Annotated in this window: 10 protein-coding genes; 7 read left to right on the top strand and 3 right to left on the bottom strand. The window is 41.5% G+C overall.

What is annotated here, in order from left to right:
• Together V7783_RS10835 and V7783_RS10830 are read left to right on the top strand one after the other, a co-directional pair.
• The gene (locus V7783_RS10835; RefSeq protein WP_335678725.1) at positions 1-3,120 is read left to right on the top strand and encodes an efflux RND transporter permease subunit; all 3,120 of its coding nucleotides are present in this window, start codon (positions 1-3) and stop codon (positions 3,118-3,120) included.
• Between the two features lie 177 nt (positions 3,121-3,297).
• Positions 3,298-3,753 carry a hypothetical protein gene (locus V7783_RS10830; protein ID WP_335678724.1) on the top strand — a complete coding sequence of 152 codons (456 nt, stop codon included), beginning with the start codon at positions 3,298-3,300 and terminating at the stop codon, positions 3,751-3,753.
• A 60-nt stretch (positions 3,754-3,813) separates the two neighbouring features.
• On the opposite strand, the gene V7783_RS10825 is transcribed toward V7783_RS10830, so the two are convergent.
• The 3 genes from V7783_RS10825 to V7783_RS10815 all read right to left on the bottom strand — a co-directional run bounded on the left by V7783_RS10825 (position 3,814) and on the right by V7783_RS10815 (position 8,006).
• A complete protein-coding gene (locus V7783_RS10825; RefSeq protein WP_335678723.1) occupies positions 3,814-5,301 on the bottom strand; it encodes a Ppx/GppA phosphatase family protein in 1,488 nt (495 codons plus the stop codon).
• Positions 5,294-7,381, bottom strand: a complete 2,088-nt coding sequence (gene ppk1 / locus V7783_RS10820; protein WP_335678722.1) for a polyphosphate kinase 1 — start codon at positions 7,379-7,381, stop codon at positions 5,294-5,296. The genes V7783_RS10825 and ppk1 overlap by 8 nt, the downstream gene beginning before the upstream one ends.
• 118 nt (positions 7,382-7,499) lie before the next feature.
• Positions 7,500-8,006, bottom strand: a complete 507-nt coding sequence (locus tag V7783_RS10815; RefSeq protein WP_335678721.1) for a glycine cleavage system protein R — start codon at positions 8,004-8,006, stop codon at positions 7,500-7,502.
• A gap of 383 nt (positions 8,007-8,389) precedes the next feature.
• On the opposite strand from V7783_RS10815, the gene V7783_RS10810 reads away from it, so the two are divergent.
• From V7783_RS10810 to V7783_RS10790, 5 genes are all read left to right on the top strand, one after another.
• Entirely contained in the window at positions 8,390-10,627 is a 2,238-nt protein-coding gene (locus V7783_RS10810) for an ABC transporter permease subunit (RefSeq protein WP_335678720.1), read from the top strand.
• A gap of 14 nt (positions 10,628-10,641) precedes the next feature.
• Positions 10,642-12,291 carry a phosphate ABC transporter permease PstA gene (pstA, locus tag V7783_RS10805; RefSeq protein ID WP_335678719.1) on the top strand — a complete coding sequence of 550 codons (1,650 nt, stop codon included), beginning with the start codon at positions 10,642-10,644 and terminating at the stop codon, positions 12,289-12,291.
• Between the two features lie 27 nt (positions 12,292-12,318).
• Complete coding sequence (pstB, locus tag V7783_RS10800) at positions 12,319-13,146, top strand: phosphate ABC transporter ATP-binding protein PstB (RefSeq protein WP_064668158.1); 828 nt, start codon at positions 12,319-12,321, stop codon at positions 13,144-13,146.
• A gap of 54 nt (positions 13,147-13,200) precedes the next feature.
• Positions 13,201-13,902, top strand: a complete 702-nt coding sequence (gene phoU, locus V7783_RS10795; protein WP_335678718.1) for a phosphate signaling complex protein PhoU — start codon at positions 13,201-13,203, stop codon at positions 13,900-13,902.
• Between the two features lie 171 nt (positions 13,903-14,073).
• Entirely contained in the window at positions 14,074-14,751 is a 678-nt protein-coding gene (locus V7783_RS10790; protein WP_335678717.1) for a TIGR00153 family protein, read from the top strand.
• Positions 14,752-14,765 lie beyond the last annotated feature (14 nt).

Raw genomic sequence — 14,765 nt, 5'->3', positions numbered from 1 at the left:
ATGATAGCAGCAGTTATTCGATGGTCCGTTACTAATCGCTTTTTTGTATTATTGCTCACTGCAATACTCATTGGCAGTGGTTTATTTGCGGTAAAAAATACCCCAGTTGATGCTTTACCTGATTTATCCGATGTACAAGTGATTGTAAAAACCTCATACCCAGGGCAAGCGCCACAGGTGGTGCAAGATCAGGTGACCTTCCCGCTTACCACCGCGATGCTCTCAGTACCAGGGGCACAAACGGTACGCGGTTTTTCATTTTTTGGTGATTCCTACGTATATATCATTTTTGATGAGAACACTGATCTCTACTGGGCGCGTAGTCGAGTGCAAGAGTATTTAAGCCAAGTAGCGAGTCGCTTGCCCGACACCGCAACCGCAGAGCTTGGCCCAGATGCCACTGGTGTGGGTTGGATTTATTTATATGCGCTGGTGGATAAAACCAATCAACACGACATTAGCCAATTACGCAGCTTGCAAGACTGGTTTTTAAAGTTTGAATTGCAAACCGTACCAGGGGTGTCAGAAGTGGCCTCAGTGGGCGGGATGGTGAAGCAATATCAAGTCAATGTAGAGCCAGATAAACTGCGTGCCTATGGCATTCCGCTGAGTTTAATTCAAACCGCGATTAAACAAGGCAACCAAGAAATGGGGGCCTCGGTGGTCGAAATGGCCGAAGCCGAATACATGGTCACCAGTACCGGTTATATAAAAAGTGTCGCCGATTTAGAGGCAATTTCACTGGGGGTGAACGCCAATGGCACAGCACTGCAATTACGTGATGTAGCCGATATTCGCCTTGGTCCACAAATGCGCCGTGGCATTGCCGAACTCAATGGTGAAGGTGAAGTAGCTGGTGGTGTGGTGGTGATGCGCTTTGGCGAAAACGCACAAAAAACCATTGAGTTGGTGAAGGAAAAACTCGAATCACTGAAAAAAGGCCTGCCTGATGGCGTTGAAATAGTGCCTGTGTATGACCGCTCTAATTTGATCAAAAACGCAGTTGATAACCTCACCAGTAAACTGCTCGAAGAGTTAGCGGTGGTGGCGCTGATCTGCGTGGTATTTTTGTTCCATGTGCGCTCATCACTGGTGGCTATTATCACTCTACCGCTGGGAATTTTAACGGCGTTTATTATCATGTATTGGCAAGGCATTAACGCTAATATTATGTCGCTTGGTGGCATAGCCATTGCCATTGGCGCGATGACCGATGGTGCGATTGTAATGATCGAAAATATGCATAAACACATGGAAAAAACCCCATTAACCGATGAAAACCGTTGGCAAATTGTCATCGATGCCGCCAGTGAAGTAGGCCCTGCATTATTCTTTAGCTTAATGATTATTACCGTGAGCTTTATGCCGGTGTTTATTCTAGAGGCGCAAGAGGGCCGTATGTTTGCCCCACTGGCGTACACCAAAACCTATGCTATGGCGGCATCTGCAGGCTTAGCAATCACCTTAGTGCCAGTGTTAATGGGTTACTTTATTCGCGGTAAAGTTATTTCAGAGCAGAAAAACCCCGTTAACCGTTTACTAGTCAACGCATATAAACCTTTACTTAATCTAGTTCTGCGCTTCCCTAAAATGACCTTAGTGTTAGCACTGGTAGTCGCAATTATTGGTTTCTATCCGGTGAATAAAATTGGCAGTGAATTTATTCCACCGTTGGATGAAGGCGATTTAATGTATATGCCAACCACTTACCCAGGCTTGTCGATAGGTAAAGCGCGAGAGATTTTACAACAAACCGATAAGCTCATCGCCACAGTACCCGAGGTGTTAACCGTGTTTGGTAAAGTAGGCCGTGCAGAAACTGCCACCGATCCTGCGCCACTGACCATGATCGAGACCTTTATTCAGCTCAAGCCAAAAGATCAATGGCGCGCAGGCATGACCTTAGACAAGTTGAAAAAAGAGCTCGATGGCTTAGTGAAGTTTCCAGGCCTGACCAATGCGTGGGTGATGCCAATAAAAACTCGGATTGATATGCTAGCAACGGGAATTAAAACCCCTGTCGGCATTAAGGTTGCGGGGCCTAATTTGAGCGAAATTCAAAAAATTGGTCAGCAGATTGAAGTGTTACTTAAAGATGTGCCCGGTACTGCTTCCGTTTACTCTGAGCGGGTAGCGGGTGGGCGTTATATCAAGGTCGATATCAACCGTGAAAAAGCCGCCCGTTATAGTTTAAATATTGCCGATGTGCAGCAAGTGGTTGCCACTGCCATTGGCGGCATGAATGTCACGCAAACGGTCGAAGGGCAAGAGCGTTATCCGGTGAACTTGCGTTACCCGCAAGATTACCGCGATTCGCCCGAAGAACTGATGCTATTGCCAATAGTCACCCCTGCAGGACAACGCATTGCTCTTGCCGATGTGGCTGACGTATATATTGAAGATGGCCCGCCGGGAATAAAAAGCGAAAATGCCCGCTTAAACGGCTGGAGCTTTATTGATATTGATGGCATTGATATTGGCAGTTATGTAGACAATGCGCGCCAAGTGCTTGACGAAAAGCTAGTGCTTCCCGCTGGCTATTCAATAACCTGGGCTGGGCAATATGAATACATGGAGCGTGCTAAAGATAAGCTTGCCTATGTATTACCACTGACCTTAGCGATTATAATTGTGTTGTTGTACCTCAACTTTCGAAGCTTTGTTGAAGTAGCCATAATAATGGCCACCTTACCGCTGGCAATGATAGGTGGTATCTGGCTTATGTATTTAGAAGGTTTTAACTTCTCAGTTGCCGTGGGAGTGGGCTTTATTGCCCTTGCTGGGGTCGCGGTTGAAATTGGGGTGATCATGCTGGTGTACTTAAACCAAGCCTACAATGAAAAATGCGCGCAAGCACAACAAGCAGGTACAGCGCTAAGCTTTGTCGAACTTAAGCAAGCCATAGTCGAAGGCGCAGGCCTGCGAGTACGCCCAGTGATGATGACAGTCGCCACTATTATTATCGGCTTACTCCCTGTGCTATACGGCACCGGCACCGGCAGTGAAGTAATGAGCCGCATCGCCGCGCCGATGGTCGGCGGTATGTTCAGCGCGATTGTATTAACCTTGCTCGTATTACCCGCGGTGTATTTGCTATGGCGCAAGCGGGGTATTAATTAGTGAATATCACCCTATAAAAATTACCCTGTTACTTGTAACTTATACGAGTTTAAGTAACAGGTTTTTAATACTCACTTGTTTTTACTTAACTTTTTAATGGCACGTTTTTAGCTTTATTCTTATAACACGTCTTTAGCTATAGCCTTATCTCTAGGCATAATTAAGTAAGGAACACACATGCAAGTTAAAACAATACAAGAAGTGTACGATTGGACTGTACTATTTCATACGCAAATGGCTGCAAACTTTTTTAGTCTTCGAGATGGTTTAGCTGAGCATAATAGAATGCTTGCGGACTATTTTGTTGAGTACGAAAAAAAGCTGGCTGAGGATATGGTTGGTTTTAAAGCCATCACCGAAATAAATACATTAGATACGTATTGCTATGAGTACTTCGCTGAAAATCCAGAGTTGATCAACTTCACCGATTTAGATCGTGATATCCGTGTTGATGAGCAAGTGATGCAGGGTTACTTATCTGAGCAGCATAAAAAAGTGATTAACCTTTATGAATACTTACTTAGTCGTGCAGAAACCCCTGCTGGAAAAGAGAAGTTATCGCAGTTGCTAGAGCTTGAGCAGCAAGGCTTAAAGCAGATGATACAAAGTGCTAATCGCCATATGGATATGTAATAGATAAAATAAATCGAATTTGGATAGCCAGCGCTATCCAAATTTAGTTATGTTTATAAATCACACAAAGTCGATTAAAAAACCCACCTTTTTTAAGTACTTTTGCTCTTGCTGTAAGTCTGCATGCAGTAGGGTTTGCTCGCTGAGCCATCCTAGTGGAAACTGCAACAGCATACTGTTACCTTTAACAGAAACGGCTAACTCTTGATGTTGATCGTTAAGGCGCTTTTGATTTAATAATACCGCTAACCTGAGCAATACAATTAATTGCAGAATTTGAAAGTGCGGCACGGATAATAGCGTTGGAAACTCTTCTAAGCGAACTTTTTTACGGTAAAAACGTATCATACAGCTTAGCAGCGTTTGCTGCTGTTGCGTAAACCCCGGTAACTGGCTATTTTCAACCACATAAGCACTGTGCTTATGTAAGCCCGATGAGTTAATACCTAAACCAATTTCATGCAACTGTGCGGCCCATACTAGAAGCTGGTGATTATCTAACGAGTCGAGCTGCCATTCTTTTTGTACTTGTAAAAATAGCCAATCTGCGGTGTTCGCAACACGCTGAGCATGAATTTTATCAATCGTGTTTCTTTCACTTAAGTTCGCTATGGTATTGCTGCGTATATCTTTAAGTGCCAGTTTTTGCTGCATTTCATGCAGTAAGCCTTCGCGTAGTGAAAAGTCACTGTAATCCATTTCGGTAATATTAAACAGCTGAAAAATCGCGAGTAAAATAGCTAAGCCACCGCAAATACTTACTTGACGCTCAGGGCTTAAACCTTCAATTAATAAGTTATCAATGGTTTTTGCAGCAATAAATTGGGTTTTTAGCTCAAGTAACCGCTCTAGTGTGATATTTTTTTGCTCAGGATCATTTGCGCTGATCATCGCTAAAACTGACTTTATCGTACCTGAAGTGCCAACCACAGATTGCCAGCCAGCACTAATGTAATTGGCAAAAATAACTTCAAGTTCTTGCTCGGCTTTTATTTGTGCTTTGTTAAAACGTTTGTCGTTAATAATACCATCGGCAAAAAATTGCTTGGTATAGCTTACGCAGCCCATATTGCGACTTGAGAGCAGCTTATGTTTAAAATGCTTGCCAATAATTAGCTCGGTACTACCGCCGCCAATATCAATCACTAAACGGTTGTCATCATGGTGAATGTAATGAGCTACACCTTGATAAATTAAACGCGCTTCTTCTTGACCTGAAATCACATCAATATGATAGGGGAAAACGTTACTTGCTTGAGTTAAAAATGAATTAATATTTTTTGCGCGTCTAAGTGTATAAGTTGCGGCTATTTTTACATTGCTTGCTGGGAAGTCTTGCAGTGTGGTGGCAAATTGCTTCAAAATCGCAAGCGCTCTATCCATGGCAACCTGACTTAATTGGTTTTTGTCGTCTAAACCATCCGCCAAGAAAACCCGTTGCTTTTCTTTGTGGAGAATTTGCAGCGAGCCATCAACCTCTCTTGCGACCACTAAATGAAAGCTGTTTGAGCCTAAGTCAACCGCAGCTATTGAGGGATAATCATTCATTATTGTAATTGCCTTCCCATTTTTTTAAGTGATCGTAAATCGCGATTTGCGAACGTATTTTTTTGCGATTGCCGCGTCTTACATAATGATTTTTTTGTTCACTATCAATAATCCGCGCTTTAGTGCGATCTTTAAATTGTAGCTCAAGTACATCGATGATCAGTTGCTTAAGCTTCTCATCATAAATAGGCACACCCACTTCAACCCGATGATCAAGGTTACGAGTCATCCAATCAGCAGATGAAATATAGACCTTTTCGTCACCATTATTAGCAAACACCATCACTCGCGGGTGCTCTAAAAAGCGGTCAACAATACTAATAACGCGAATGTTGTCGCTAAAATTATTGAGCCCTGGGACCAGTGAGCACATGCCCCGTACAATTATGCGAATTTTAACCCCGCTACGAGCGGCTAAATACAAGCTATCAACCAGCTCTTTATCGACTAAGTTATTTATTTTTAGTGTTATTTTACCTGTTTTACCATTTTCAACGTGTGCAATTTCCTGCTCAATCAAACCAAGTAGCAGTTGTCGCGCATTGACTGGGGATATCATTAAGTGATCGAACACGAAGGGCTTATAACTACTTTCAATAAACTTAAATACGCTATCGCTTTCATCACAAATACCTTGATGTTTAGTGAACAAACTAAAGTCAGTGTAAATTTTAGCAGTTTTTTCGTGGAAATTACCGGTGCCGATATGCGCGTATTTAACAATGTGGCCTTTCTCTTTGCGATGCACAATACATAATTTACTGTGTACTTTAAGTGCAGGAATACCAAAAATAACTTTAATCCCAGCAGCGCTCAGAACTTTAGCCCAGCCAATATTATTTTGCTCGTCAAAGCGGGCTTTTAGCTCAACCATTACCGTCACTTTTTTGCCATTTTTAGCCGCATTAATAAGTGATGAAATTAGCCGAGACTTACTCGCAACACGATATATATTGACCTTAATTTGCGTAACATTAGGGTCAAATGCTGCTTGGCGAACATATTCCAATAAGTGATTAAAGGTATGATAAGGATAGTAAAGTAGAATATCTTGCTGGCTAATTGCTGCAAAGACACTGGCGTGATTGTTAAAGGCGGTGCTTTGCAAGGCAGGGAGCGGTTTGTTTTCTAAATATTGACGACCAACATTTGGAAAACCAATAAAGTCTCTAAAATTACGGTAACGGCCGCCGGGGATCAATGCATCATGATGGGTAACACCTAAGCGTTTTTTCATTACTTTAAGCATCGGTTCTGGCATGGCTTGATCGTAAACTAACCGTACGGGTTCCGCATAAATACGTTGCTTGAGGCCTTTTGACATTTTATCAAGAATGCCTTCTTCTAGTTCATCATCAAGGTTATATTCGGCGTCCCGAGTTAATTTTATGGCGTAACCTTGGATGTTATCAAAGTCAAAAAAGCTACTAAAAACATCACTTAAAAAGAAAGTAATGACATCATCTAGCATCACAATAGTTTTATGACGACGAGTTTTTTCTGGGGGTAAAATAATGAACCTAGGCACTCGATCGGTCGGTACTTCTAGCATGGCGTAATGGCTTTTTTCATTATTCATTTCAACAAACATATAGGTCATAGTGTCGTTGATTTGATCTGAGTAATCTTTGTTTTCATCTAATAAAATAGGGGATATATGCTGTAATACATTATCGTGAAAGAAGTTTTTTAACCAGTTTATGTGAAACTCGTTAAGCTGCTCAGGACGGTCGACATGAATATTATGGTCAATCAGATCTTTTAGAATTTGCTCATGGATCAGGTTAAACTTTTTGCCAAGCTGAAGCACTTTTTGCTGAATTTGGGTAAATAAAATTTCGTCTTCATCAAAGTTGGTATCGGGGAGCTTGTTTAATAAAATACGCCGTTTCACGTCGGCAACCCGCACCCTGAAAAACTCATCCATGTTATTTGAAAAAATCCCCAAAAAACGAATGCGCTCAATAATTGGGTTATTCTTGTCTTTCGCTTCTTGTAAAACACGGTCGTTAAAAGATAGCCAACTCAACTCTGGGGCAAAATAATTTATCGTTTGAGACACATCAGCGCAGGCGTTCATTTTCTATTCCTTGGATAGCAACTGAACAAAATATAAAGTACTTAGATGACACAAAAATGACAAGCGTGTCACTTTTATGACACGCTTGTTGGTACTGGAGGTTGAAGCCTTGAGTGGTTTAAGCGTCTTCGATATCAACAATTAAATCAGAGGTAATTGCTTCAAGTGCCGCGACTACTTCATCTTTATTCATGCCTGAAGGTAGCGCAACCGTAGCAACAGCACTAAAAATAGGCACTCCCCAGTTCGGTGCACTTTGCTGCTTGGAGTTCAGGTGAGTGATGTTTGCACCTTTATGGCGTAATACGCCGGCAAGCTCTTGAATAATTCCAGGGCGGTCATTACCGGTGATCACAAAGTTAAGCTGTTCAGCTGGCGCGTCAGGAAGTTCATCGCTACCCGTTTCAATGCGTACTTCTAGTTGCGGTAGACTATGTAATGAATCTTGCAATTCTTGCAAGTGTTCAGCTGGTACTGCAACTTCAATAATGCCGGCAAAATGACCCGCTAAATGGCTTAAATTACTGGTCAGCCAGTTGCCATGATGATTCAAAATAGCAGAGGAAATATCCTCCACAAGTCCAGGACGATCTTGTCCCAAAATAGTTATAACTAATTGCTTCATAAAGTAAACCCTTTAAGTGCCATGATTGAATAATAAATGCCCAGGCATGAAATTGTTGAATGATTATTATATTTAGTAATGAACCGCATTGAGTATTGACTCAGTCCCCAAATTTGTCCAATTTTTTTGCCATTAGTTCAATAGAAAAACCGTAATATAGTGTGGGTTTAGCCGTTAAACTCTCTAAACTGATGTTATTCAATAATAAATTACTAAATTGAAAGATTTTCAATATGTTGTTTTTTTAACTCATTGAATATAAACACAGTTTAACTAGTTGTTATGGATATAACCACAAAGCCTAAGCAATTATGACGGTTGTAACAATACTGTCATCTTGGTGAAATATAATCTACTCAACGTTAAGATTTATAGGTGTTTTGATGACTTCCAATCCGAATAAACCGTCTTTTAATACGGATAGAAGCCGTCTATTTAAAGATCGGTTTGCCAAATTTAGCATTACCGCTGGCGGTATAATGGTATTAATAGCTTTGCTATTGATATTCTTCTATTTATTGTATGTTGTGCAACCTATTTTCGAATCAGCGAAAGTAGAAACTCGTGATAGCTTTGCCGTTAGTAATGCAGATCAAGTTGTTGGTTTAGGTGTTGAAGAACAAACCGAAGTGGCTTTTTTACTAAGTAAGCAAGGTAATGTTGATTTCTATAGTGTTGAAAAACAAGGTTTTGGCAAGAAACTTAAAAGCTTAGCAGTACCACTTGATAGCGACGTGAGTAGTTTTGCAGTCAGTGCGCCTTTTCAAGGGCAGTATGCATATGGACTTGAAAACGGCTCAGTGGTGTTGGTTGCGCCTAAATTCTTAGTTACCTTTCCTAATAACGAGCGTAAATTAACACCGCGCTTAGGTTATCCATTGGGCGAAGACTTACCATTACAAGTTGATGCACAAGGCGCAGCAATTAAACAATTTGCCTTTAGTCACTATGAAGATAAAACCGCGGTTGTGGCACAAACTGAAGATAAACGCGTTATTTTCAGCAGTTTTGTAGCAGAAGAGAATATGTTCAGCGGCGAAGTTGAATGGGTTGTTGAGCGTACTGAACTCGATATTGAGGGGCGTGTAGACCAGTTATTAATGTCACCAGATACCACCCGCACTTTTGTTCGTTCAGCCAATCAAATTTATGTTTATGATACGCGTTACCCAAGCGAAGTTGAATTAATTCAAATGCTAGCGGCTAACGAAGAAAATGCCAACCTAGTAGCTGCACAATTATTAGCTGGTGCGAACTCATTGATGCTGGCTAATGATAATGGCGAAGTCTCACAATGGTTTGAAGTAAACACTGATACAGGCCGTGAATATCAAAAAATTCGTGCCTTTGAAACGTCAAAGCAACCTAAGTTAGATATATTTACTGAGTTTTATCGTCGTACCTTCTTCACTACCAGCAGCAATGGCGAGCTTGGTGTGTATTACACCACCAGTGAAGCTAAATTATGGCAAGGTAAAATCAGTGACGGTCCGATTGAAAACTTTGCCATTGCGCCTCGCTCAAACGCAGCGCTTATCTTAGCCGATAATAAACTTACTGTGCTTGAAATCCACAATGAGCACCCGGAAGTAACTTGGTCAGCGTTATGGCAAGAAGTATGGTACGAAGGTTATCCAGAGCCGGGTTATATTTGGCAGTCAACATCTGCAGGCGATGACTTTGAATCGAAGTTCTCTTTAGTGCCAATTTCGTTCGGTACTATTAAAGCCGCTTTATATGCGATGTTATTTGCTGTGCCAATCGCACTTTCTGCGGCAATCTATACCGCTTATTTTATGTCTGGTTCATTACGTAAAGTTGTTAAACCCACTGTTGAAATCATGGAAGCTTTACCTACTGTAATCTTAGGGTTTTTAGCGGGTTTGTGGCTTGCACCATTAATTGAAGAACACTTACCGGCAATTGTAGGCTTACTGTTTATGCTACCGCTGGGTATTTTATTGACCGCATTTGCGTGGACTAAGCTACCTGAAAGCATTCGTCATCGCGTTCCTGACGGTGCTCATTCAATTTTACTTATTCCAGTGTTGTTGTTAATTGGCTGGTTGGCGTTTGCCATGAGTGGCGCCATCGAACTTTGGATGTTTGACGGTAATGTGCGTCAATATTTAACTAACGAATTAGGGATGACGTTCGATCAACGTAACTCTCTTGTGGTTGGTATTGCGATGGGGTTTGCGGTTATTCCAACTATTTTCTCAATCGCTGAAGATGCCGTATTTAGTGTTCCTAAACATTTATCAAACGGCTCATTAGCACTGGGTGCAACGCAGTGGCAAACATTGGTAAGTGTTGTGCTATTAACTGCCAGCCCAGGTATTTTCTCTGCCGTGATGATGGGACTCGGTCGCGCCGTAGGTGAAACCATGATCGTACTAATGGCAACTGGTAACACACCAATAATGGATTGGAGTATTTTCCAAGGTATGCGTACTTTAGCAGCTAATATCGCAGTAGAAATGCCAGAATCAGAAGTGGGTAGTTCGCACTATCGAATTCTGTTCTTAGCCGCATTTGTATTATTCATATTCACCTTTATTTTCAACACGATTGCTGAGTTTGTTCGTCAGCAGTTGCGTGATAAATACAGCTCGATGTAAGTAGGAGACACGACATGATGAAGCAGTGGTTTAAGTCAGGTTCTCCTTGGATATGGATGACAGGTGGTGCAGTTAGTATCAGTTTGATATCCGTATTAGGGTTATTAGCCATGATCGCCTGGAAAGGACTTAGTTTCTTCTGGCCATCACAGGTTGTGCAATTAGAGCTACAAGGCTCTGTTGCGCAGCAAACGGTAATCGGTGAAATTTACGACCGCGAAATGGTGCCTAAATCGCGCCTTGAAGCAACGGGTGTTGATCTATCTGGCTTTGGCAAAGAGCAGTTAGAGCGCTTTTTGATCAAAACCGGTAACCGTGAATATGTCGATTTAGATTTTCGTTGGGTGCTTGAAACCGACATAAAATCAAATACAAAACCTGCCGCTATCGCCGTATTTGAGCGTAGTAAAAACGGTAACTTTTATGGTTATGTAGAAAATGTAATACAAGACGGTCAAGTTATTACTGACAATAAAAATGCAGTGCTTGAAGATCTAGTTGACCGAGCTGTTGAGTTAAACGAGCAAGCGCTTGATTTACAAAACGGCGATATTGGTCATATTAACTATCAGTTAGAACGCCTGCGTTTAAAAGAAAAGGCATACTTGCTTGATGATGCCTTGACCGATGAGCGTGTTGCAGAACTTGCACAACAGCGTGCTGATTTAAGAGCTGAATACGGCGAGTTGGAAAAGCAATTATTTGCGCTGCGTAAACAGGCCAAGCGTGACCAAGTCACAGTCAAAGATATGCGCGGTGAAATTGTTACTTTACCGTTATACCAAGTACTGGATTTTTGGTTTCCAAATGACATGGGCTTTTTTGCAAAGCTAGGTCACTATTTTGTACAGTTAGGTAAATTTGTTGCGGATGACCCGCGTGAAGCAAATACCGAAGGTGGCGTATTTCCTGCTATATTCGGTACTGTGTTTATGGTTATGTTAATGGCCGTGATTGTTACCCCATTTGGTGTTGTTGCAGCGATTTACTTACATGAATACGCCGCTAAAAATGCGGTTACTAAGATGATCCGTATTGCGGTGATCAACTTAGCGGGTGTGCCATCAATTGTGTATGGCGTATTTGGCTTAGGGTTTTTTGTTTATGTGTTAGGTGGCAGCTTAGATCAGTTATTCTACCCTGAAGCATCACCTAGCCCAGTATTTGGCACGCCAGGGGTAATGTGGTCAGCATTGACGTTGGCAATTTTAACCTTACCGGTAGTGATTGTTTCAACCGAGGAAGGTTTATCACGTATTCCAAGTACGGTTCGTCATGGTTCTTTAGCGCTGGGCGCAACGCAAGCAGAAACGTTATGGCGTATTATTGTGCCAATGGCAAGCCCTGCGATTATGACTGGTTTAATATTAGCGGTTGCTCGTGCTGCCGGTGAAGTAGCGCCATTGATGTTAGTAGGTGTTGTTAAGATGGCACCAACACTGCCGCTAGATGGTAACTTCCCGTATTTTCACTTAGATCGCAAATTCATGCACTTAGGCTTTCATATATACGACGTAGGTTTTCAAAGCCCGAATGTTGAAGCGGCTCGTCCGTTGGTTTATGCCACCGCATTCTTGCTGGTATCAGTGATTATTACCCTGAATATTACCGCAATCGGCATACGTAACCATTTACGTGAAAAGTTTAGATCGCTTGATCAATAATTAGTAAAGATTTTATAGGTAACAAATATGATTACAGTCGCTCCACAAGTAAACCAAGCAAACGGCAGTTTGAAATTGGATTTAGAAAATTTAAGCACTGAACAAACAGCGCTCGAGATCAAAAACTTAGATCTTTACTATGGTGAAAAACAAGCGCTTAGCTCAGTGAGTATGAGTATCCCTAAAGGTCAAGTAACCGCGTTTATCGGGCCATCTGGTTGTGGTAAATCAACATTACTACGCTGCATTAATCGCATGAACGATTTAGTTGATAGCTGCCGTATTGAAGGTGAGATATTACTTCATGGGCAAAATATCTATGATAAAAGCGTAGATGTTGCAGCACTGCGCCGTAATGTCGGTATGGTGTTTCAGCGCCCAAATCCATTTCCTAAATCAATCTACGAAAATGTAGTTTATGGCCTACGCTTACAAGGCATCAAAGAAAAACGTAAATTAGATGAAGTTGTTGAACAATCGTTACGTGGTGCAGCATTATGGGATGAAGTAAAAGACCGTCTTCACGATAGTGCGTTTGGTTTATCTGGTGGTCAGCAGCAACGTTTAGTTATTGCTCGCTCTATTGCCATAGAGCCAGAAGTGTTATTACTTGATGAACCAACATCAGCATTGGATCCTATTTCAACACTGGTAATTGAAGAACTCATCAACGATTTAAAAAATAAGTTTACCGTTGTTATTGTTACCCACAACATGCAACAAGCTGCAAGGGTTTCTGATCAAACGGCCTTTATGTACATGGGTGAATTAATTGAGTACTCAAATACCAATACGTTATTTACCACCCCAGCGAAAAAGAAAACCGAAGACTATATTACCGGCCGCTACGGTTAGTGAGTAGTTATCGTATTTCGGGTGATGTGAACGATTTTGATAAGAAGGTAGACAATGGAACACAATATTAATAAGCATATTTCTGGCCGCTTTAACCAAGAGCTAGAAAACGTCCGTAATCATGTACTCAGCATGGGTGGTTTAGTTGAACAGCAACTAAATAGTGCGCTTGATGCAGTTAGCAATGGCGATGCTGAATTAGCGCGAAAAGTGCGTGAAAACGATTATAAAGTCAATGCCATGGAAGTGAGCATTGATGAAGAATGTACGCGTATTATTGCGCGTCGTCAGCCGGCAGCTAGCGATTTACGCTTAGTGGTAGCGATAGCTAAAACTATTGCCGATTTAGAGCGTATTGGTGATGAAGCAGAGCGCATTGCTAAAGTAGCGTTAGATTCATTTACTAAAGATCAGCAAGATTTATTGGTCAATATTGAAAATATGGGTCGCCAAGTTTCTAAAATGCTGCATGATGTACTGGATGCTTTCGCGCGTATGGATGTGCAAAAAGCATTTGAAGTGCATAAAGAAGATGCCAAGGTTGACCGCGAATACGAAGCAATTACTCGCCAAATTATGACCTATATGATGGAAGACCCACGTTCAATTCCAAAAATTATGGATTTAGTGTGGTCAGTACGTTCATTAGAGCGGATTGGTGATCGTTGTCAGAATATCTCTGAGTACATTATTTATTTTGTTAATGGCAAAGATATTCGCCATACATCTCAAGAAGATATCGAAAAATCGTTATAAATTATTCGTTATCCTCCTTTTTTATTAAAGCGGCTAATGGCCGCTTTTCATGTTAACACTATAATTAATATGCCGCTCAAGCGCGAGGGATGTAATAAAAGCATTCACAATCGCGGTGAATGCTGTAAAATTCACGCCGCAAAGCATACTAATTTGATTTAAGGGTCAGTTATGCCTACAAACGCATTTTTAGGGGTATTCGCAAAATCTCCTATAAAGCCAATGGAAGATCACATCAAGAAGGTACATCAAGCAAGTAAAGCTTTGATCCCTTTTTTCAATCATGTATTTAAAGAAGAGTGGCAACAAGCAGAAGAGATTCGCTTGAACATTCGTAATTTAGAACGTGAAGCCGACGACATGAAAAGAAATATACGTTTACAACTGCCGCGTGGTTTATTCATGCCAGTAGAGCGTACAGATCTGCTCGAGCTCGTCACCCAGCAAGACAAAATTGCTAATAAAGCAAAAGATATTGCTGGTCGTGTAATTGGTCGTGAGATGACCATACCAAAAGAAATTCAAGCTGATTTTCTAGCTTATGTAACTCGTTGTGTTGATGCCACTAAACAAGCATCAAATGCAATTAACGAGTTAGATGAGTTACTAGAGACTGGTTTTAAAGGTCGCGAAGTGACCTTAGTCGAAAAAATGCTCGTTGAATTGGATGCAATTGAACAAGACACGGATGATATGCAAATCATAATACGTCGCCAGTTACGCGCCGTAGAAGATGGACTAAACCCGGTAGATGTAATGTTTTTATACAAAATCATCGAATGGGTCGGCGAACTGGCAGATATTGCAGAGCGCGTAGGTTCACGTCTTGAGCTGATGTTAGCTCGTTAATTTATACTCAGTTC

The organism is Pseudoalteromonas sp., from assembly GCF_036960685.1.
GTDB lineage: Bacteria > Pseudomonadota > Gammaproteobacteria > Enterobacterales > Alteromonadaceae > Pseudoalteromonas.
Note: the sequence above shows the minus strand (reverse complement) of the source record. Positions and strands in the feature narration are given on the sequence as shown.